The organism is Pseudoduganella aquatica, assembly GCF_020865585.1.
Lineage (GTDB): Bacteria > Pseudomonadota > Gammaproteobacteria > Burkholderiales > Burkholderiaceae_D > Rugamonas > Rugamonas aquatica_A.
Map to the genome: position 1 here is coordinate 5,620,012 of NZ_CP086370.1, position 19,045 is coordinate 5,639,056.

General features: G+C 65.1%; 21 protein-coding genes. 5 read left to right on the forward strand and 16 right to left on the reverse strand.

The window, feature by feature from the left end; all coding sequences use genetic code 11:
- Nucleotides 1-22 precede the first annotated feature (22 nt).
- Genes KT882_RS25065 through flgB form a run of 3 tightly spaced genes read right to left on the reverse strand, consistent with a single transcriptional unit; the run spans nt 23 to nt 1,548 of the window.
- Nucleotides 23-700, reverse strand: a complete 678-nt coding sequence (locus KT882_RS25065) for a flagellar hook assembly protein FlgD (RefSeq protein WP_161073680.1) — start codon at nt 698-700, stop codon at nt 23-25.
- A gap of 24 nt (nt 701-724) precedes the next feature.
- Nucleotides 725-1,132: a flagellar basal body rod protein FlgC gene (flgC, locus tag KT882_RS25070; protein ID WP_161073681.1), complete on the reverse strand. Its 408-nt coding sequence runs from the start codon at nt 1,130-1,132 to the stop codon at nt 725-727.
- Between the two features lie 2 nt (nt 1,133-1,134).
- Nucleotides 1,135-1,548, reverse strand: a complete 414-nt coding sequence (gene flgB, locus KT882_RS25075) for a flagellar basal body rod protein FlgB (RefSeq protein WP_161073682.1) — start codon at nt 1,546-1,548, stop codon at nt 1,135-1,137.
- 155 nt (nt 1,549-1,703) lie between these two features.
- On the opposite strand from flgB, the gene flgA reads away from it, so the two are divergent.
- The 4 genes from flgA to KT882_RS25095 all read left to right on the forward strand — a co-directional run bounded on the left by flgA (nt 1,704) and on the right by KT882_RS25095 (nt 4,965).
- Nucleotides 1,704-2,402 (forward strand): flagellar basal body P-ring formation chaperone FlgA, encoded by a 699-nt coding sequence (flgA, locus tag KT882_RS25080; protein WP_161073683.1) that lies wholly within the window; start codon nt 1,704-1,706, stop codon nt 2,400-2,402.
- An 82-nt stretch (nt 2,403-2,484) separates the two neighbouring features.
- On the forward strand, nt 2,485-2,790 hold the full coding sequence (gene flgM, locus KT882_RS25085; RefSeq protein ID WP_161073684.1) for a flagellar biosynthesis anti-sigma factor FlgM: 306 nt from the start codon (nt 2,485-2,487) through the stop codon (nt 2,788-2,790).
- A 7-nt stretch (nt 2,791-2,797) separates the two neighbouring features.
- On the forward strand, nt 2,798-3,286 hold the full coding sequence (locus KT882_RS25090; protein ID WP_161073685.1) for a flagella synthesis protein FlgN: 489 nt from the start codon (nt 2,798-2,800) through the stop codon (nt 3,284-3,286).
- Nucleotides 3,287-3,375: 89 nt separating this feature from the next.
- Nucleotides 3,376-4,965, forward strand: a complete 1,590-nt coding sequence (locus tag KT882_RS25095; protein ID WP_228893579.1) for a hypothetical protein — start codon at nt 3,376-3,378, stop codon at nt 4,963-4,965.
- Between the two features lie 81 nt (nt 4,966-5,046).
- Here the strand turns inward: KT882_RS25095 and motD are convergent, their stop codons facing one another.
- From motD to KT882_RS25140, 9 genes are all read right to left on the reverse strand, one after another.
- Nucleotides 5,047-5,835 (reverse strand): flagellar motor protein MotD, encoded by a 789-nt coding sequence (gene motD, locus KT882_RS25100; RefSeq protein ID WP_161073687.1) that lies wholly within the window; start codon nt 5,833-5,835, stop codon nt 5,047-5,049.
- A gap of 1 nt (nt 5,836) precedes the next feature.
- Complete coding sequence (locus KT882_RS25105; protein ID WP_161073688.1) at nt 5,837-6,586, reverse strand: flagellar motor protein; 750 nt, start codon at nt 6,584-6,586, stop codon at nt 5,837-5,839.
- A complete protein-coding gene (locus KT882_RS25110) occupies nt 6,568-7,299 on the reverse strand; it encodes an RNA polymerase sigma factor FliA (RefSeq protein WP_228893580.1) in 732 nt (243 codons plus the stop codon). Before KT882_RS25110 ends, KT882_RS25105 begins: the two co-directional genes overlap by 19 nt.
- 16 nt (nt 7,300-7,315) lie before the next feature.
- Nucleotides 7,316-8,140 (reverse strand): MinD/ParA family ATP-binding protein, encoded by an 825-nt coding sequence (locus KT882_RS25115; RefSeq protein ID WP_161073690.1) that lies wholly within the window; start codon nt 8,138-8,140, stop codon nt 7,316-7,318.
- Nucleotides 8,133-9,569 (reverse strand): flagellar biosynthesis protein FlhF, encoded by a 1,437-nt coding sequence (gene flhF / locus KT882_RS25120; protein WP_161073691.1) that lies wholly within the window; start codon nt 9,567-9,569, stop codon nt 8,133-8,135. Before flhF ends, KT882_RS25115 begins: the two co-directional genes overlap by 8 nt.
- 152 nt (nt 9,570-9,721) lie before the next feature.
- Nucleotides 9,722-10,786 carry a DUF4351 domain-containing protein gene (locus tag KT882_RS25125; protein WP_228893581.1) on the reverse strand — a complete coding sequence of 355 codons (1,065 nt, stop codon included), beginning with the start codon at nt 10,784-10,786 and terminating at the stop codon, nt 9,722-9,724.
- A gap of 59 nt (nt 10,787-10,845) precedes the next feature.
- Nucleotides 10,846-12,996, reverse strand: coding sequence for a flagellar biosynthesis protein FlhA (gene flhA, locus KT882_RS25130; protein WP_228893582.1), 2,151 nt, complete (start codon nt 12,994-12,996; stop codon nt 10,846-10,848).
- Nucleotides 12,993-14,210, reverse strand: coding sequence for a flagellar biosynthesis protein FlhB (gene flhB, locus KT882_RS25135; RefSeq protein ID WP_228893583.1), 1,218 nt, complete (start codon nt 14,208-14,210; stop codon nt 12,993-12,995). Before flhB ends, flhA begins: the two co-directional genes overlap by 4 nt.
- Before the next feature lie 97 nt (nt 14,211-14,307).
- Nucleotides 14,308-15,024, reverse strand: coding sequence for a pseudouridine synthase (locus KT882_RS25140; RefSeq protein ID WP_161073780.1), 717 nt, complete (start codon nt 15,022-15,024; stop codon nt 14,308-14,310).
- 119 nt (nt 15,025-15,143) lie between these two features.
- Between KT882_RS25140 and KT882_RS25145 the strand changes: the two genes are divergently transcribed.
- Nucleotides 15,144-15,452, forward strand: a complete 309-nt coding sequence (locus KT882_RS25145) for a hypothetical protein (RefSeq protein WP_161073779.1) — start codon at nt 15,144-15,146, stop codon at nt 15,450-15,452.
- Nucleotides 15,453-15,630: 178 nt separating this feature from the next.
- Here KT882_RS25145 and KT882_RS25150 read toward each other — a convergent pair whose 3' ends face one another.
- From KT882_RS25150 to KT882_RS25165, 4 genes are read right to left on the reverse strand one after another with little or no spacing between them, the layout of a single operon-like run.
- A complete protein-coding gene (locus tag KT882_RS25150; RefSeq protein ID WP_161073778.1) occupies nt 15,631-16,668 on the reverse strand; it encodes a S49 family peptidase in 1,038 nt (345 codons plus the stop codon).
- Between the two features lie 23 nt (nt 16,669-16,691).
- Nucleotides 16,692-17,066 carry a Rieske (2Fe-2S) protein gene (locus tag KT882_RS25155; RefSeq protein WP_161073777.1) on the reverse strand — a complete coding sequence of 125 codons (375 nt, stop codon included), beginning with the start codon at nt 17,064-17,066 and terminating at the stop codon, nt 16,692-16,694.
- Nucleotides 17,066-17,725 (reverse strand): HAD-IIIA family hydrolase, encoded by a 660-nt coding sequence (locus tag KT882_RS25160; RefSeq protein ID WP_161073776.1) that lies wholly within the window; start codon nt 17,723-17,725, stop codon nt 17,066-17,068. Before KT882_RS25160 ends, KT882_RS25155 begins: the two co-directional genes overlap by 1 nt.
- A 34-nt stretch (nt 17,726-17,759) precedes the next feature.
- A complete protein-coding gene (locus tag KT882_RS25165) occupies nt 17,760-18,752 on the reverse strand; it encodes an RluA family pseudouridine synthase (RefSeq protein WP_371869375.1) in 993 nt (330 codons plus the stop codon).
- Between the last annotated feature and the right edge of the window lie 293 nt (nt 18,753-19,045).

The window sequence follows — 19,045 nt, forward strand, 5'->3', positions numbered from 1 at the left end:
TTCCCCTATGCAGTAAGGTGGGTTACAGAATTTGTTTGATGTCGGCCATGGTCAGCTGCCCGGCCGTGGGCACGTTCAGCTTCACGCCGCCGGCGCCGGTGGACACGCTGGCCACCACGCCGAACTGCAGCGCGGTCGCGTCCTTCAGCACCACGCCGCCGGCGCGCGCCTCCACGCTGAACACGTAGTTACCATTGGGCAGCGTGGTGCCGTCCTCCAGCTTGCCGTCCCAGGTGATGGGCTGGGTGCCGGCCGGCTGGTCCTTCATCTGGATGGACGCCACTTCCTTGCCGGCGGCGGTCTTGATGACGATATCGACGGTGTCGGCCGGCGTGGCCAGGTCGATGCCCAGGATGGCCTTGCCCTCGCTCAGGCCGATGTTCTTGCCGGCCGACAGCACGCCATGGTTGATCATGCCGGCCGCCTGCACGTTCTCCGACGACTGGTAGCTGGACTTGAGCGACTCCAGCGTGGTGTTCAGCTTGTTCACGCCGGTGACGGTGGACAGCTGCGCCAGCTGGCTGGTGAGCTGCGCATTGTCCAGCGGATTCATCGGATCCTGGTTCTTCAGCTGGGTGACCAGCAGCGTCATGAATTTATCGGTATCGGCCTGCACGCCATCGGTGGCGGTCTGCTTCTTCGGGTTGACGGCGTTCAGCAGCGTATCGGACACCGGCGCGTTGGTGGACACAGTGGTCATGGCTTATCTTTCTAAGGTTGCGGCTTACTGGCCGATGGTGAGGGTTTTCAGCAGCAAGGTCTTGGCCGCGTTCATGGTTTCCACGTTGGTCTGGTAGGAGCGCGAGGCCGACAGCATATTGACCATTTCGTCCACCACGTTCACGTTCGGCATGCTGACATAGCCCTTGTCGTCGGCCATCGGATGCTTGGGGTCGTACACCTGCTTGAGCGGCGACGGGTCCTCGATCACGCGCTGCACCTTGACCCCGGTGGACGCGCCGCCATTGGCGGCCGGCTGCGCCTCGAACACCACCTGCTTGGCGCGGTAGGCCTCGCCGCTCGCGCTGGTGGCGCTGTCGGCATTGGCCAGGTTGCTGGCCACGACGTTCAGGCGCTGCGCCTGGGCGCTCATGGCTGAACCGGAAACATTGAATATACTAAACAGCGACATGATTATTGACCTCCCTGTATGGCCGCCATCAGCCCCTTGATCTGGGAATTGATCAGCGTAATGCCGGCCTCGTAGCGCAGCGCGTTGTCGGCGAACTGGTTGCGTTCCACATCCATATCCACCGTATTGCCGTCCACCGCGCCCTGCACGATGCCGCGGTATTGCAGCGGCGTGCCGTCGGCCAGCGTGCCGGCGCTTTGCTGGGGGACGGGGAAATGCTTGGGCGCCGTGGTCTTCAAAGGCTGGGCCGCGCCCGCCATCGCCGTGCTCAGCGCGGCGGTGAAGTCGATGTCCTTGGCCTTGTAGTTCGGCGTGTCCGCATTGGCGATGTTAGACGCCAGCACGGTCTGGCGCTGAGAGCGCAGGCTCAGTGCCGTCTCGTTGAAGCGCATGAATTCGTCCAGTTTCCCTAACATCGCAATCTCCCGCCTGCTTTCTATTGGTGACAGCTTCGATGATACGGATGGGATGGTCCATCCGATCGCGGGATTAGCCCCGGATTTGGGCGCTTATTCACCGCTTCGGGATCGCGCGCCGGGACTATCATGGCCACATTCAAGGAAAGCCCACTATGAAACGCACACTGACCGCCGCCCTGCTACTGATCAATTCCGCCGCCGCCCTGGCCCAGCCGCCGGCCGCGGCGCGCCAGGACCTGGGCGCGCTGCGCCTGAGCGTGGAGCAGTTCCTGCAAACCCAGACCGCCGGCCTGCCGGGCGCGGTGACCGTCACGGTCGGCCCGGTCGACCAGCGCATGGCGCTGGCGCCCTGCCCCCAGCTGCAGCCCTTCTTCATGCCCGGCGCGCGCGCCTGGGGCAAGACCACGGTGGGCGTGCGCTGTGCGGCCCCTTCCGCATGGACGGTGTATATTCAAGCCAATGTGGCGGTGCAGGCCGAATACGTGGCCAGCGCCGTGCCGCTGGCGCAAGGCCAGGCCATCGAAGCGGGCCAGCTGGTGCTGGTCAAGGGTGATTTGACAACCTTGCCGGCCGGCATAGCCACCGACATCAGCCAGATCGTCGGCCGCAGCAGCAACGCCTCGCTGGCGGCCGGCACGCCGATGCGGCTCGACACCCTGCGCAGCAAGCCGGTGATGGTGGCCGGGCAGCTGGTGCGGGTGGTGTCGGGCGGGGCCGGCTTCCGCGTCTCGGCCGAGGCGCGCGCCGTCGCGGCCGCCTCGGAAGGGCAGCTGGTGCAGGTGCGGACCGCGAGCGGCCAGCAAGTGAGCGGCATCGCCAAAGCGGGGGGACTGGTGGAGGTGGCGTTCTAAAAACGCTAAAGTTTATGTTCACGGCGCCGTTAATAACTCAGATCCCGGGGTTTTTACACCCCAACCAGACGAGGATATTGCTGTGAAAATTAACGACTCAGTCAAGAGCACGCCTGGCCTGCCGGCCTCGCCTGCGACTACCACCACCGCGCGCGGCGCCGACAAGGCCAGCACGGCCCCTGTGGCGACCGACAGCGTCAAGCTGTCGGCGCAAGGCCAGGCCATGGCCGCCAGCAGCGCCAGCGGCAGCAGCGCGGTGTTCGATACGAAAAAAGTGGAACGCATCAAGCTTGCAATTGCCGATGGGCAATTCCAAGTCAACTCGGAAAAAGTGGCCGATGGCTTGCTGGAAACAGTCAAGGATCTGCTGCACTCACGTAAAAGATAGGTAAATCATGCAATCCGTCGCACCCGCGGTTTCTCCTGCACTCACGCCCCTGAGCAGCTTGCGCGAAGAACAGCGCGTCATCACCGCCCTGCTGGCGGTGCTCAAGCAGGAACAGCAGCAACTGGTGGCGGCGGACATAGACGGTTTGACGGAACTGACGCCGCGCAAAGCCGCGCTGGTCAACGACATGGCCGTGCTGGCCAGCCAGCGCCACAGCGCGCTCGGCGCGGCAGGCCACAAGGCCGAAGAAGCGGGCATGGAAGCCTGGCTGGCCGCCAGCGGCGACGCCACCGCCGCCCCGCTCTGGCAGCAGGTGCTGGAACTGACCCGCGAAGCCAAAGAACTGAACCGCCTGAACGGCACCCTCATCAGCAAACACCTGAGCCACACGCAAGGCGCGCTGCAAGCGCTGCGTCCCCAGGCCCAAGGCAATTTCTACGGTCCCAGCGGCCAACCCACCGCCTCCTCGCCGCGCCGCGGCTTCCTCGCCGGCTAAATACGCTTAGCGGTTGATGCAAATCAACCATCGTTGACACTCATTAGTTGCGCTGATGCATTTTATGCAAATTCTTGCATAATGCCTCCATGCACACACACCACGCCATGGCCGCCGGCGCGCTTGCGCTCCAGTTTGCCTCCATATTGCCCGCAGCGGCGCAGCCCGCTCCCGTAAAAGCTGCGCTCGAGGGCGGCGAACGCCTCGGCCTGTACGACGGCAGCCAGTTCCGCTACGGCGACGGGCGCTGCGGCGGCTGCGCGCCCCGGCAGGCCCTGTGGTACTTCCAGCAGGAGGGCCTGGCCGTGCCGCGCCAGCCAGCCTCGACAGCCTTGCCAGCCCTGCCCGACCTGGTCTGGCTGGGTGCGCCGCACCTGGTGCCGCAAGCCACGCTGGCACCATCCGGCCAAGCCCTGCAGGCGCCCGGCGCGGCGCCGCTGGCCATGCAGCTGGCGCCCAAAATCGCGCCCAACCGTTCCTATTTCAACGCCGCCACGCTGGATTTCTTCCGCCAGCGCGCAGTCCGCGTGCGCGGCACGCTGCGCGCGCAGGCCAGCCAGCCTAGTTTTGAAGCGCGCACCATCTGGCCGCTGGACTATGTCATCGACGCGGCCAGCATGCGGGCGCAGCCCCTGGCCGCCGCCGGCGACACGCTAAGCGCCTTTGTGCGCCAGGAAAACGGCGGCGCGCGCAGCCCCTACGCCACGCGCCTGGTCTGGGAGCGCCGGCCCGCAGCCCGCGACTGGGGCGGCAAGGCCGTGCTGGCCCTGATGCTGAACGGCGCCCAAGGCGACGACGACGAAGCCTACGGCGGCCACTTCGCCGTCGCCACCGGCCGCTTGGGCCAGCACGGCGAATGGGCCGACTGGATGGTGAACAACTTCTACAATCTGGACAGCTACAGCGAAAAAGGCATCATCGCGTCGATGGTCCCGATGGACAACTACCTGATGGACCTGAACAGCGGCCAGCAGTACTATCGGCCGTCGACCATGCTGGTGGCGGTGCTGCGCGACGCCCGCACCGCGCAAGCCTACCAGCGCAGCATGCAGGACCGCTTCCGCCGCTTCTACCGGCACGAATTCAGCTACCGCCACGCCTCGGCCAACTGCGCCGGCATCAGCATGGACGCGTTCAGGGCGCTGGGCTGGCAGGTGCCCGAGCAGGGACCGACCAGCCGCCTCAAGGCCATCGGCGCCTATGGCTACAAGGCCGCCAAGGACCTCAGCCTGGCCAGCGGCCACAAGGCCTACGGCTACTTTACCGAGGAGCAGACCCGGCTCTACCCGGCCGTGGCCTTCGCAGCGCTGGGCCAGGATCTGCTCAAGCTGCTCGCCGGCGCGGCGCCCGGCCGGGCGCTGAGCGCATATGAGCAGCAGTTGCGGGCGGACGTGGAAGCGCTGGTGCTGGTGCGCATTCCGCAAGTGCCGTCCAGCCGCGCTTTTGGCTCGGCGCCCGTGTTTTCCATCGATGAATTCATGGCGCGCGCGCCGCATGATGAGGCGCGATGGCAGATCGTGCCGGTGCCGCCGCGCCCCTTCCCGGCCGAGCTGCGCACCGGGCCGGCCCTGGCCGACGACAGTTCCTTGCCAGTGCCTGTGCCTGTGGGCGGGCTGCTGCTGGGCGTGGTGGGCGCCGGCGTCGGCTGGCACTGGAGGCGGCGGCGCAGGGCGGCTTAGCGGGGCGCGCCATGGGCGACCCGCCGGGGCATGCTGGCCGGCGGCGCACGGCGGGTTACGCGGCAGGGCCGCTAACCCGCCCTACGGGGCCGGCGGGGCGGCTGGGGGAGCCGGCGCGGTCGGCACTTCGGTGGCGGGGTCGGGGATGCCGGACAGGATGGTCACCGCCACGCGGCGGTTGCGGGCGCGGCCGTCCGCTTGCGCGTTGGGCGCCACCGGGTAGTTGTCGGCGTGGCCGACCGCCGTCAGCCGCGCCGGCGCCACGCCGGAGTCGATGAACAGCCGCACCACGGCGCCCGCGCGCGCGGCCGACAGCTCCCAGTTGGACGGGAAGTTGGTGTTGCGGATGGGGAGGTTGTCGGTGTGGCCCTCGACCTGCACCGCGTGCGGGTCCGCCTTCAGCAGCACCGCCACCGCCTGCAGCGCCTCGCGCGATTCGGACGTCAGCAGGGCCGCGCCCGGATCGAACAGCACGCTGGCGTTGATCTCCACGCTGACGCCGCGGCTGTTCTGCGTCACCCGCACCTTGCCCTCCTTCACCAGCGGCGCCAGCGTGGACAGCAAGTCCTGCGCCAGCTTGGTCATCTGCTCTTTTTCCTTGCGCAGCAGCTCGGTGCGCCGGCGCAGCGCGGGATTGGGGATGGGCAGGTTCTGCACCTGGGTGTTGATGGGCTTGGCCGAACCCTGGCCGCCGAAGGCGTCGCCCAGCGCGTCCGAGAAGATCTTGTATTTGCCGGTGTTGACGGCGGCGATCGAGTACATCACCACGAAGAAGGCGAACAGCAAGGTGATGAAGTCGGCGTAGGAGATCAGCCAGCGCTCATGGTTCTCGGGCTCGTCGTCGAACTTCCTGCGGGCGCGGCGCTGCATCTCAGTCGTACTCGCGCAGCAGGGTGGCGATGCGTTCGTCGATCACGCGGCTGTGGTCGCCCGTGGCGATGTCGTAAAACACGGCGGCGGCGATTTCCTGCTGGTGCACATGCTGGGTGACGATGACTTTCAGCTTGTTGGCGATGGGGTAGAAAAACAAATTGGCCAGGCCCACGCCGTAAATGGTGGACACGAAGGCGATGGCGATGCCGGCGCCCAGCTTGCTGGGGTCGGCCAGGTTTTCCATCACCTGGATCAAGCCCAGCACCGCGCCCAGGATGCCGATGGTGGGCGAGTAGCCGGCCGCCGATTCCCAGATGCGCACGGCCTGGCGCTCGGCCGTTTCGTAGGCGGTGATTTCGGTGTCGAGCAGGTTGCGCAGCTTGTCCGGATGGATGCCGTCAACGATCAGGCGCAGGCCCTTGGCGTTGAACTTGTCCTTCGAGGCGAGCATATAGCGCTCCAGCGACAGCATGCCGTCGCGCTTGGCGGTGGCGTTCCAGGCGCCGATTTCGCGCGCCAGCGTGACACGCGTGTCCGGCGGCGGCGCCACGATCCAGCGCGCCATGCGCAGCCCGCGCACAAAGGTGGCCGGCTTGGTCTGCAGCAGCACAGCGCCCAGCGTGCCGATCACCACAATGGCGAAGGCGGCCGGCTGCAGCAGCGAGCTCAGCTTGCCGCCCTCCATGCCCTGGCCGACCAGCACCCCGGCCACGCCCAGTATCAGTCCTGCTATGCTGGCCCAGTCCATGCCTGCTCCCTTAACGAGGCGCGCAGACGCGCCACCGCTTGCGTATGCAGCTGCGATACGCGTGATTCGGAGACGCCCATGACGGCGCCGATTTCCTTCAAGTTCAGTTCTTCCTCATAGTACAAGCCCATCAGCATCTTCTCGCGCGGCGGCAAGGCGTCGATGGCGTCGATCACGGCCTGGCGGAAGTCGGTGTCGAGCAGCGCGCGCAGCGGGTCGGCGTCCTCGTCGTTGTGGTAGCGGTCCAGGAAGCTTTCGCCGCCGTCGTCGTCGCGGAAGTCTTCGTAGTAGATCAGCTGGTGGCCGCCGCCTTCGGACAGCATTTCCTGGTAGTCGGCCAGCGACAGCTTGAGCGACTTGGCCACTTCCGACTCGCTGGGCGGACGGCCCAGGCGCTGCTGCAAGGTGGCCATGGCGGTTTCGATCTTGCGCATGTCCTGGCGCATGCTGCGCGGCATCCAGTCGCTATTGCGCAACTCGTCGAGCATGGCGCCGCGGATGCGCATCACGGCATAGGTTTCAAACTGGGCGCCGTGGGTTTCCTCGTAGCGGTTGATGGCGTCGAGCAGGCCTATCATGCCGGCCTGCACCAGGTCATCGACTTCCACGCTGGGTGGCAATTTGGCCTTCATGTGGTGGGCCAGCCGCTTGACCAGCGGCATATGCTCCGTCAGCAGCGAGTTCTTGTCCGCTTTCCCTTTGGCCGTGTACATATCGTTCTAATTTTTCTCAGACGCTAAAATGGTTGCTACTCCCCGTGCGGAATTGAGGCGCGCCGGCCAGCGCCAGACGTCCTGCCAGTTGCCGGAACGCGACCGACGCGCCGGCCAGCGGAAAGGCGTCGACCACCGCCCGCCCCAGGCGCGCCGCGCGCTGCAAGTACTCATCAGCAGGCACCGACCCCATCGAAACCAGGGTTACCGCGAGGTATCGGCTTGCCGCTTGCGCCATATTATCGTAAACCACCTTGGCTTCGGCCTCGGATGCGCCCGTTACCACAATGCCGAAGGGCCGCCGGCCCAGTTCGTGGTTCAGGCGCTTGATCATGCTGTAGGCGTTTTTGATCGAGGTGGCGCTGTTCGAGACCTGCACCACGATGTCGGAACTGGCCATCACCGGCACCGGAAACGCTTCGCCGTCGAACTCGCCGTCGACGATCATCAGGCCGGTCTGCTTGGCCAGCACGTCGAAGGCCTTGGCCAGGCGGCGCGTTTCGTCGGGGCCGGAGCGGGCCACGCCGCGTGTCATCGATACCACACCGAAGCCTTGCGGCACCTGGTGGATCACCTGATTCAGGCCGCATTCCTGGCGCGCCACGTCCAGCAGGCTGGCGCCGCTGTCCACGCCGAGGCGGGAGGCCACGCCGTGCGCGCTGGCGCAGGCGTCCACCAGCAGCACGTCGTTGCCGGCGCGCGCCAGCGAGGCGCCCAGGTTGACCAGCATGGCGCCCTTGTCGTCCTGCGGCGTGGCGGAGAGGAAGGTGACGATGCGCGGCTGCGGCCCTGCCAGCATGCGGCGCAGGCCTTCGGCCTGGTCGAAGTCGAAGTTAGCCAAGGCGCACCTCGCGCAGTGCGTGGTCCAGGCCGGCGACATTGGCGCCGAAGGCGCCGGCGGCCGACATCACCAGCGGCAGTTCATGGTCGGCGTACTGGCTGGCGGCGGCGCCCTGCTTCAGGCGGAAAGCGCGTTCGACCAGCGCGGCCGGGTCGGCCAGGTGCAGGTCTTCCGGCACGCGCTGGCCGCTCGAGACGTAGAACATATTCAGTTTCTGGCGTATCACCACGTCCAGCACGTTGCCGATCGAGGCCGCTTCGTCCAGCTTGGTCATGATGCAGCCGGCCAGGCCGCTGCCCTGGTAGGCGCGCACCACTTCGTTCAGGGTTTCCTGGGTCGAGGTGGCGTTCAGGCACAGCAGGCGCTTGACGTTGGCGTCCGTGCCTTGCAGCATGGCGACCTGCTCGGCCACCATGTGGTCGCGCTGGCTCACGCCGACGGTGTCGATCAGCACGGTGTGCTTGTTTTTCAGTTCTTTCAGGGCAATGCGCAAGTCGGCTTCGTCCTTCACCGAGTGCACCATCACGCCCAGGATTTTGCCGTAGATGCGCAGCTGCTCGTGCGCGCCGATACGGTAGGCGTCGGTGGTGATCAGGGCCAGCTTGTCCGGGCCGTGGCGCATCACGCAGCGCGCGGCCAGCTTGGCGGTGCTGGTGGTCTTGCCCACGCCGGTTGGGCCCACCAGGGCGAACACGCCGCCCTGCTCGATCAGCGCGTCCTCGTTGGCGATGGCCGACAGGTTGCGGGTCAGCACGGTCTTAATCCAGCGCAGGCTGTCGGCGGCGTCGCGGCCGGCCGGCAGTTTTTCGATCAGGTAGCGCGCCAGGCTGGCCGAGAAGCCGGCCGCCAGCATTTCACGCAGCACGGCGGCCTTTTGCGGCTCGCGCTGCTGGGTCGAGCCCCAGGAGATTTCCGCCAGCTGGGTTTCCATCATGCCGCGCATGGCGCGGATTTCGCTCATCATGCCGCTCATCTCGGCGGCCGCGTTGGCCTTGGCGCTGGCGACGGCGTCGGCCACCATGGCGCTGATGCGGTCCATGTCCAGCGACGGCGCGGGAGCCACAGCTGCCGCGGCACGCGGCGCAGACTGGCGCACGGCGGCTTCCGGCGCGGCGGCGCGGGGCACAGGACGTGGCGCCGGTGCTGCAGCAACGGCAGGGGCCGGCGCGGCGGCAACGGGGGCCATCGGCGCCAGCGGCGACAGATACGACGGGGTTTCCGGCAGGTCCAGGTAGGGATTCGGCTGCGCCATCGGCGAATCGGGGGAAGGCAGCGCCAGCGAGGCGGCGTCGTCGTTGGCGAGGGCCAGAATTTCCACCTCGCCATCCGTAGGACGATTCGACAAGATCACCGCATCCGGCCCCAGGGCCTCGCGTACTTTGCGCAGCGCTTCACGCGACGTAGGTGCAGTAAATTTTTTGACGTTCATGACCAATTCCCCTGTTACACAAGTGCCGCGCCTTCAAAACGGGCGGGGCTCACTCTCATGCTTGCATTATTGACGATGCACAGGGGAAACGATCGATGGAACAGGGCGGGAAATGGCCCGCATTTCGGATTTGCCGGCGGCGGCCGCGTGGCCTAGTGTTCGCTAAATACCTGCTCCAGCGTATCGGCGTGGAATAGCGCCAAAGCCCAACGGTCCAGCTGCTCGTCGCTGGCAGCGGCCAGCCTCTCCAGCTCAAGCGCCGGCAGCGCGCCAAACCGGTGCCGTAATTGCTTGGCCAGCAAGACCGCGCGCCCTTGCTGCAGGCCTTGCTGCATGCCTTGCTGCATGCCTTGCTGCATGCCTTGCTGCATGCCTTGCTGCATGCCTTGCTGCATGCCCTGCTGCCTCCCCTCCAGCACGCCCTGCCGCAGGCCTTCTTCACGGCCTTCCTCAAGACCTTTACGGCGGCTTTCCTCGCGAATGATGCGCTCTATCGATAACATGTGCGGCATGATGCCTCCCTGCTCCGACTCACGCAATTCCTGCCAGAGCTGCTGCTCCAGCTCGTCCGGCAAGCGCATGAGCCAATCGATCACGTTGAACAAGTTGATGATACGCCGTTTGCTCCATTTGCGCCGATACAGCAAGCGCGCGACGCGGCGCTTGTACACCAGCCGCACTTCCGGATCATGCTGGCTGGCCAGCGTCATCAAATGGGCTGCCGTCAGCACTGCGAAGACATTCTCCATTTCCAGCAAAACATCGATGTGCGGCGCGTAGTCCAGCAGTTTCACAACAGGAAAATCTATCCCTATCCTGCAGCCGCCCACGGTTATGCTGAACGCATGTGGCCGCCAGACCTGGCTGGCATCGGCCAGCACGGCCAGGCTGATGACGGGCAATCGATGCCTGTCGTATGCACGGTAGTTGCAGATGTAAATGCGCTCGGTGAACTCGCCGGTGCGCTGTGTCTGCACTTCCACATGCACCAGCGCGTCCTGCGCCGTGTCGCCGCGCAGGCAAACCCGTACCAGCTTGTCCGCCACGCGCTTGCCGGACGCACCCTCGGCCAGTTGCGCCAGCTCCTGGTCCAGGAAGGCGAACGGCCGCGTCCAATCTATCAGCTCATAGACTTGTGGGAAGTAGAACGCCAGGAATTCGGGAAAGTAGCGCGCCAGCGCTTCCTTCCACGGCGCATCGTAGTCATCGTTCGGCATCGCTCCAGTCTAGGCCTGCGGACTGGGCAGCGATGCCGGTTTGCGCAAACCGCCGCGATTTACTGGGCGCCGACCAGCGCGGTGACGCGGATGGTCTTGGTTTCCGGGATCTCGGCATGCGACAGCACTTTGAGCTGCGGCAAGGCGCGGCGCAGGAAGCGCGACAGCAAGGTGCGCAGCGGTCCCGGCACCAGCAGCACAGGCGTCAGCCCCAGCGCCTCCTGCTGCGCCGCTGCCGCCTGCGCCTGCTGGGCGATGGTGTCGGCCAGGCCGGGCTCGATGCCGGCGCCGTCCGGCCCGCTCGCCGCCAGCGCTTGCATCAGCAGGCGCTCCAGGCGGTTGTCCAGCGTCATCACCGACAGCTCGCCGCCGGCCGGGAACAGCTGCTGCACAATGGCGCGGCCCAGGGAAATCCGCACCAGCGCCGTCAATTCGTTCGGATCCTGGGTGTGCACGGTGTGCTCGGCCAGCGTTTCAATAATCGAGCGCATGTCGCGGATGTGCACGCCTTCGGCCAGCAGGTTCTGCAGCACTTTCTGAAGCGTCGACAGCGACAGCATCTTCGGCACCAGGTCCTCCACCAGCTTGGGCGATTCCTTGCCCAGGTGGTCCAGCAGCGCCTGCACTTCCGCGCGGCCCAGCAGCTCGGACGCGTGGGTGGTAATCAAATGGTTCAAATGCGTGGCCACCACGGTGCCGGCGTCCACCACGGTGTAGCCCATGGTCTGCGCCTGGTCGCGCAGGCTGGCGTCGATCCAGATGGCGGGCAGGCCGAAAGCCGGGTCTTCGGTCACCAGGCCGGGCAAGGTGCCGCTGGCCATGCCGGGATTGATGGCCAGGAACTGGCCGTTGAAGGCCTCGCCGGTGCCCACTTCCACGCCCTTGAGCGCAATCCGGTAAGCCGACGGCTTCAGTTCCAGGTTGTCGCGGATGTGCACCGGCGGCGCCAGGAAGCCCACTTCCTGCGCGAACTTCTTGCGGATGCCTTTGATACGCTTGAGCAGCTCGCCGCCCTGGGTCTTGTCGACCAGCGGGATCAGGCGGTAGCCCACTTCCAGGCCCAGCGTGTCGACCGGCAGGATGTCTTGCCAGCTGGCCTCCTCCTGCTCCGGCGCGGGAGCGGCAGCGCCGCCCGCCGCCGCAGCCGGGCCGCCCTCGCCCGACGGCGCCGCGCCGCCGGCCGCCGCGCCGCCTTCCCGGGTGCGCTTGGCCATCAGGTAGCCGGCGCCGCCCAGCACGCCGGCCAGCAGCAGGAACACGAGATTGGGCATGCCGGGGATCAGGCCCATGCCGCCGATGATGGCGGCGGTGATGTACAGCACTTGCGGCTTGGCAAACAGCTGGCCTATCACCTGGGTGCCGATGTCCTGCTCGCTGGCCACGCGCGACACCACGATACCGGCGGCGATCGAGATCACCAGCGAAGGAATCTGCGCCACCAGGCCGTCGCCGATGGCCAGCAGCGTGTAGGTCTTGATGGCTTCGCCGAACGGCAGGTCGTGCTGGATCAGGCCGACCAGCAGGCCGCCGACGATATTAATCACCGTCACCAGGATGCCGGCAACCGCGTCGCCGCGCACATATTTGGACGCACCGTCCATGGCGCCGTAGAACTCGGCCTCCATCGACACTTCGCTGCGGCGCTTGCGCGCTTCCGCCTCGCCGATCAGGCCGGCGTTCAGGTCGGCGTCGATCGCCATCTGCTTGCCCGGCATCGCGTCCAGGGCGAAGCGCGCGCCCACTTCGGCGATACGGCCCGCGCCCTTGGTGACCACGGTGAAGTTAATAATGGTCAGGATGATGAACACCACGATACCGACGGTGTAGTTGCCGCCGATCAGGAAGTGGCCGAAGGCCTCGATCACCTTGCCGGCCGCCGCCGCGCCGGTGTGGCCCTCGGTCAGCACCACGCGGGTGGAGGCCACGTTCAAGGCCAGGCGCAGCATGGTCGACACCAGCAGCACGGTCGGGAAAGCCATGAAGTCGAGCGGCTTGACGGTGTACAAGGCCGTCAGCAGCACGATGATGGACAGCGCGATATTGAAGCTGAAGAACAGGTCCAGCACAAACGCCGGCAGCGGCAGCACCATCATCGTCAGCAGCATGATGATCAGGATGGGCGCCGCCAGGCTCTTGCTGTTGGCGCCCGCCGCGCCGCTCACGCCGCCAAAGGCGCGGCTCATCCATTCCGGCAGTCTGATGCTGTTCATTGCTGTGCTCCGTTGCTGTTACCTGCGCTGTTATCGGTTTTCTTCTGCAAGGCTTGCTGCTTGGCCTGCTTGGCCAGCTCGTAGGCCGGATGGTTCGGGTCCATATCGTCCGGCACGTCCAGCTTGCCGGGGCGGTCCGGATAGCGGCCGCCCGGCTTGAAGGTGCGCAGCTGGAACACGTAGGCCAGCACTTCGGCCACGGCCGCGTACAGGCGCTGCGGAATCTCGTCGCCGATATCGCTGTGCTTGTACAGCGCGCGGGCCAGCGCCGGCGCTTCCAGGATGGCCACCTTGTGCTCGCGCGCCAGTTCGCGGATCTTGGCCGCCACTTCGTCGGTGCCCTTGGCCACCACTTTCGGCGCGCCCGAACCGTCGGTGTACTTCAGCGCCACCGCATAGTGGGTCGGGTTGGTCACCACCACGTCGGCGGTCGGCACGTCGGCCATCATGCGGCGCTTGGCCATCTCGCGCTGCATCTGGCGGATCTTGCCCTTGATCTGGGGATTGCCGTCGGACTCCTTGGACTCCTGTATCATCTCCTGGCGCGTCATCTTCATCTTGTTGGCGTAGTGCCACATCTGGTAAGGCGCGTCGATGGCGGCGATCAGGCCCAGCGCGCCGACGATGAACAAAAAGCTCATGCCCAGCATATCGAGCATGTGCACGCTGCCCAGCTTGAACGGCTCCATCGCCAGGCCGATCACGGCATCCTTCTGTTTCATCACCACCAGGTAGGCGACAAAACCCACCACCAGGGTCTTGGCGATGGCTTTCACCAGCTCCACCAGGGCGTTGGTGGACACCATATTGCCCAGACCGCGCATGGGGTTGAGCTTCATCAGGTTGGGAGCGACGGCCTTGCCGCTGAACAGCCAGCCGCCCACCAGCAGCGGCGACACCAGCGCCACCACCATCACGGCCACGCCCAGCGGCAGGCAGGCCAGCATCACGCGGCCGATATCGATGCCGACGCGGGTCAGCAGCACATCGGGATTGAAAATCTGTTCCTTGCTCAGCGCCAGGCCGGACACCATGGCGGAAGACAGGTCGCGCACCAGGCCGGAACCGGTCATCCACAGGCCGGCGCCGGCGGTCATCAGCACGGTGAACGTCGCCACTTCGCGCGAACGGGGAACATCGCCTTCCTCACGCGCCTGGTCCAGGCGCTTCTGTGACGCCGGTTCTGTCTTTTCGCTTTCGCTTTCTTCTGCCATGTGAAGCTCTGACTATCTTGAGGAATAGTCCCATTATGCCTGCGGGCAACGCCGCGGCATCAAGCGAACAGCATGTGTTTTCCCTCTCTGCTCGCCCTCAGGCGGGGGCCAGCAACGCCAGCTGTTCCGGCGTCAGATAGCACCACTCGCCCTCGGCCAGGCCCAGCGATTCGAGCTGCAGCTGGCCGATGGCGGAACGGTGCAGCGCGCTGCAGTGGTTGCCGGCGGCCGCCAGCATGCGCTTGACCTGGTGGTATTTGCCCTGCTCCAGCACGATTTCCAGCTGGTGTTCGCCGCGCTGCTCGCACACCAGCGCCGCCAGGGGCGCCGGTTCGTCGTGCAGCTGCACGCCGGCCAGCAGTTGCGCCACCAGTTCCGGCGTCACCGGGTCCTGGGTGGTGGCCTGGTAAACTTTGGGAACATGGCGCTTCGGCGACGATTGTGCATGGATAAAGGGCCCATCGTCGGACATCAGCAGCATGCCGGTGGTGTCGTGGTCGAGCCGGCCCACAGGCTGCACTTCGCGCCAGCTGAACTGCTCGGGCAGCAGGGTCAGCACGCCGGGATGGTGGCTGGGCTTGCGCGAGCACTCGTAGTTGGCCGGCTTGTTCAGGGCGATATACAGGTGTTCGCGGACCACCCATTCTTCTTCAAAAATGGTCAGGACCAGGCCCTCGGTCTCGAGGCTGGTCTTGTAGCTGTCATGGACTTCGCCGGCGATGCTGACTTCGCCGTCTTCGATCAGGGCGCGGCAGTATTTGCGCGTGCCGAAACCCTGGGATTGCAGGATGCGGTCTAAGGATAATTTGCTCATAGGGCGAGACTTTACCAGATTTCAATCAGGGCTTGATGTAGATCAAAGGCCGTTCACCTCGCTTGACTACACTTAATTTAAGGTAGGAATTTCCCTACTGGTGTAAGAAAGGATGAGAGATGAGTTCCCCGAAAACCGCCAGCCGCCACCTCGCTTTGCATGCCGCTTCGCTGGGCGTGGAGCGCTGGCGGCTGGGCGTTCACGGCCAGGATACGGCCCTGGCGGCGCAAGCTGGCTGGCATGCGGCGGCCCAACAGCATTTCATGGACTGGCTGGCGGGCGGCGGATTCCGGCAGCAGGAGGCGGGCGAAATGGACAGCACAAATGAAAACAGCGGCTGTTACGCCGCCGTTCTCATGTCCCGTTGCGGGACTCAATGCGAGGAATTGAAATTCTCTCGGGTCCGCATCAGCGATGCGGTTGAGTAGTTCGTTTCTGACTTACGGTAAACGTGTGCAGACAACGAGTTATGCTGTTTATGCTGGCCTCCTGGGAAAGAACTACATCACCAATATAGCCCACCCCCGGGAGAATACAAGAACAAATCAGGCCGGATTATCAATATTGCACAGTGCGCTCGCACATAGCGCAAACTTTCGTCCCTGCCTAGCGCACCGCCGGCGCGGCGCTCTGCACGGCCGCCTTCATGGCGCCCGCCCCCATCGCGGCGCCGAATTTTTTCAGCACGCGCTCAGGCAAGCCCTCGTGCTGCGTGTAGTCGACGATGTCTTCGGCATGGATCACATCGCGCGCCACCGTGTCCACCGTGCCCAGGCCGTCCGCCAGGCCCATGTCGATGGCGCGCGCGCCGGTCCAGAACAGGCCCGAGAACGTTTCCGGCGTTTCCTTCAGGCGCTTGCCGCGCCCCGTGCGCACCACGTCGATAAACTGGGCGTGGATTTCGTTGAGCATGGTTTGCGCATGCTGGCGGTGCTTGTCGCTCAGCGGCGTGAACGGGTCCATAAAGCCCTTGTCGGCGCCCGCTGTCAGCAGGCGGCGCTCCACGCCCACCTTGTTCATGATGCCGTTGAAGCCGAAGCCGTCCATCAGCACGCCGATGGAGCCGACGATGCTGGCCTTGTTGACATAGATCTTGTCCGCCGAGGCGGCGATGTAATAGCCGCCCGAGGCGCAAATTTCATTCACCACCACGTACAGCGGCTTGGACGGATAGCCCTGGCGCAGGCGGCGGATCTCGTCCACGATCATGCCGGCCTGCACCGGGCTGCCGCCGGGACTGTTGATGTGCAGCACCACCGCCACCGAGCCGTGGTCCGAAAACGCCTTGTTCAGCGCAGGGATCACCACGGCGGCGGAACCGCTGCCCTCGGCTTCGATGTCGCCCTGGATCTCGATCAGGGCGGTGTGGCGGCCCAGCGTTTCCGAGTCGCTGCCAGGGAAGGTGAAATCAAAATAAGCTGCGATGGCGATAAATACCAGCACCAAGGTCATTAGTTTGAAGAAGATGCTCCAGCGCCGGTTGGCGCGCCGCTCGCGCACCGTGGACAGCACCAGTTTCTCGAGCACCTCGCGCTCCCAGTTCAAGCCCGCTGCGGACTTGGCCGGGGCCGGCGCGCCGCCCCCCGCTTGGGGGCTGCCGCTGGGCTCGCCGCCTGAATTCGTATCGCTTGTATTGTCACTCATGGATTAGCTCGGGTGGTCGCCGCTCAGGCGCGGGCGGGCCGGACATAGTCGTCCGGCTGCCAGTAAAGTTGTTCGTCGTGTTCCACTACCGTGATGGGGCGCAGCCGCCCGCCGCGGCACGGGCCGCCGGCGCACTGGCCGCTTTCCGGCAGATACACCGCGCCGTGGGTGGAACACATGATGTAGAGCTTGCTCGATTCGAAGAACTCGCCCTGGTTCCAGTCCAGTTCGATGGGCACATGGGCGCAGCGGTTCAGGTAGCCGTAGGCCTTGCCGCCATAGCGCACCACGAAGCCGGTGGCGTCTTCGCCGCCGGCCGTGACCGGAAAGCGCACGCCCCGGCCCAGGTCCTGCACCGCGTCGGCGGCGCAGATCAGGATATCCACGCTGTCGCTCATCAGGCGTTCTCGTTCAGCCACTGGTGCAGCTCGGCCACGGTGCGGGCCGAGTACATGGGATTGCAGGCCCGCAGCTGGTCCACCGGGTGGGCGCCATATTCCACCGCCACGGCAGCCGCGCCGGCATTATTGGCCATCAGCAAGTCATGGCTGGTGTCGCCTATCATCACGGTGCGCTTCAGGTCCTGCCCCAGCTCGCGGGTCAGCTCCTGCAGCATGGCCGGATGCGGCTTGGAAAACGTTTCGTCGGCGCAGCGCGTGGCGTCGAACAGCGACAGCAGCCCGGCCGCGTTCATGGCGCGGTTCAGGCCCACGCGGCTCTTGCCGGTGGCCACGGCCAGGAAATAGGCCTGCTGCGACAGCTCCTGCAGCATCTCGCCCACGCCCTTGAACAAGGTCAGCTCGTGGTCCTTGGACAGATAGTGGTAGCGGTAGCGCTCCACCATGCGCGGATAGTACTTGGGGTCGATATTGGGCATGACCGCCTGCATGGCCTCGTACAAGCCCAGGCCGATGACGTGCGATGCCGCGTCCTCGCCCGGTATCGGCAGGCCCAGATCCTTGGCGGCGGCCTGGATGCAGCGCACTATCGTCGAAGTGCTGTCCATCAGCGTGCCATCCCAATCGAACACGATGAGATCAAATTGCTTTCTTGCCATGTATTCCGGCGCTGCCTGCCGCCGGCTCCTCTAATTATAAATTCAATGGTTTACCCAAGCTTACCAAGAATCGCTCGCACTCGGCGGCCAGCGGCGCATTCAGGGTCATGGTTTTGCCCGTTTCCGGGTGGGTGAACGTAATCTGGTGGGCGTGCAGGAACATGCGCTTGAGCGCGCCGCGCGTGGCGTCGGCCTTTTGCAGCGCCTTGTTCAAGGCGAAATCGCCGTATTTGTCGTCACCTGCGATGGGGAAGCCCGACGATGCCAGATGAACGCGGATCTGGTGCGTGCGGCCGGTTTTCAGCTCGGCTTCCAGCAAGGCGAATTGCGGGTATTTTTTCAGCAGGGTGAACACCGTGTGCGAGGCCAGCCCGTCCGGCGACACCGCCACGCGGCGCTCGCCGTCGGCCGTGGAATACTTCTTCAGCGGCGACTTCACATGCTGGCGGGCGTTTTTCCAGTCGCCCACGGCCAGCGTCAGGTAGCGCTTGTCGGTATGGCCGTCGCGCATCTGCTCGTGCAGATTGGTCAGCGCGGAGCGTTTCTTGGCCAGCAGCAGCAGGCCCGAAGTGTCGCGGTCCAGGCGGTGCACCAGCTCCAGGAACTTGGCGTCCGGGCGCGAGGCGCGCAGCTGCTCGATCACGCCGAAGGAGACGCCCGAGCCGCCATGCACGGCGGTGCCGGCCGGCTTGTCGATCACCAGCAGGTGGGCATCCTCGAAAATAATGGCGAACTCGGCGGCGGGCACGCTGGCCTCGGACTTTTCCGCCACGCGCACGGGCGGCACGCGCACGACGTCGCCCTGTACCAGACGGTACAATTGATCGATGCGGCCCTTGTTGACGCGCACTTCGCCGGAACGCAGAATACGGTAGATATGGCTTTTCGGCACACCTTTGCAAATACGCAACAGGTAGTTATCGATGCGCTGGCCGGCGTCTTCTTCGTCTATCGTCAGGAACTGTGCTTGCGGCAGGACCGGTGCGGGGACGGCGGCTTGCGGCTTTTGCGCCGCATTCTGGACCATGTTTCGGCCGTTCTTCCCAGAAATTCTCTCTAAGTCCTTCATTTTGAATATATAATCGTTTTGCCGCAGTTTAAGCTGCTGTACGTGTAAGAATAAAAGCACATTTTACACAGGGGCGTATCCACTGGCCTCGCTTATTTAGCAAATTCAGTGGAAATAAATGTATACGCACACTCGTGCGGTCATCAGGGTGGCGGCCACTGTCGCCATCGGGTAGCGTGCACGGGTGCTGGGATTAGATTGGCTGGATTGTTAGGATAAGTCCGGCGAGCAAGCACACAGTCGTTGCTCGC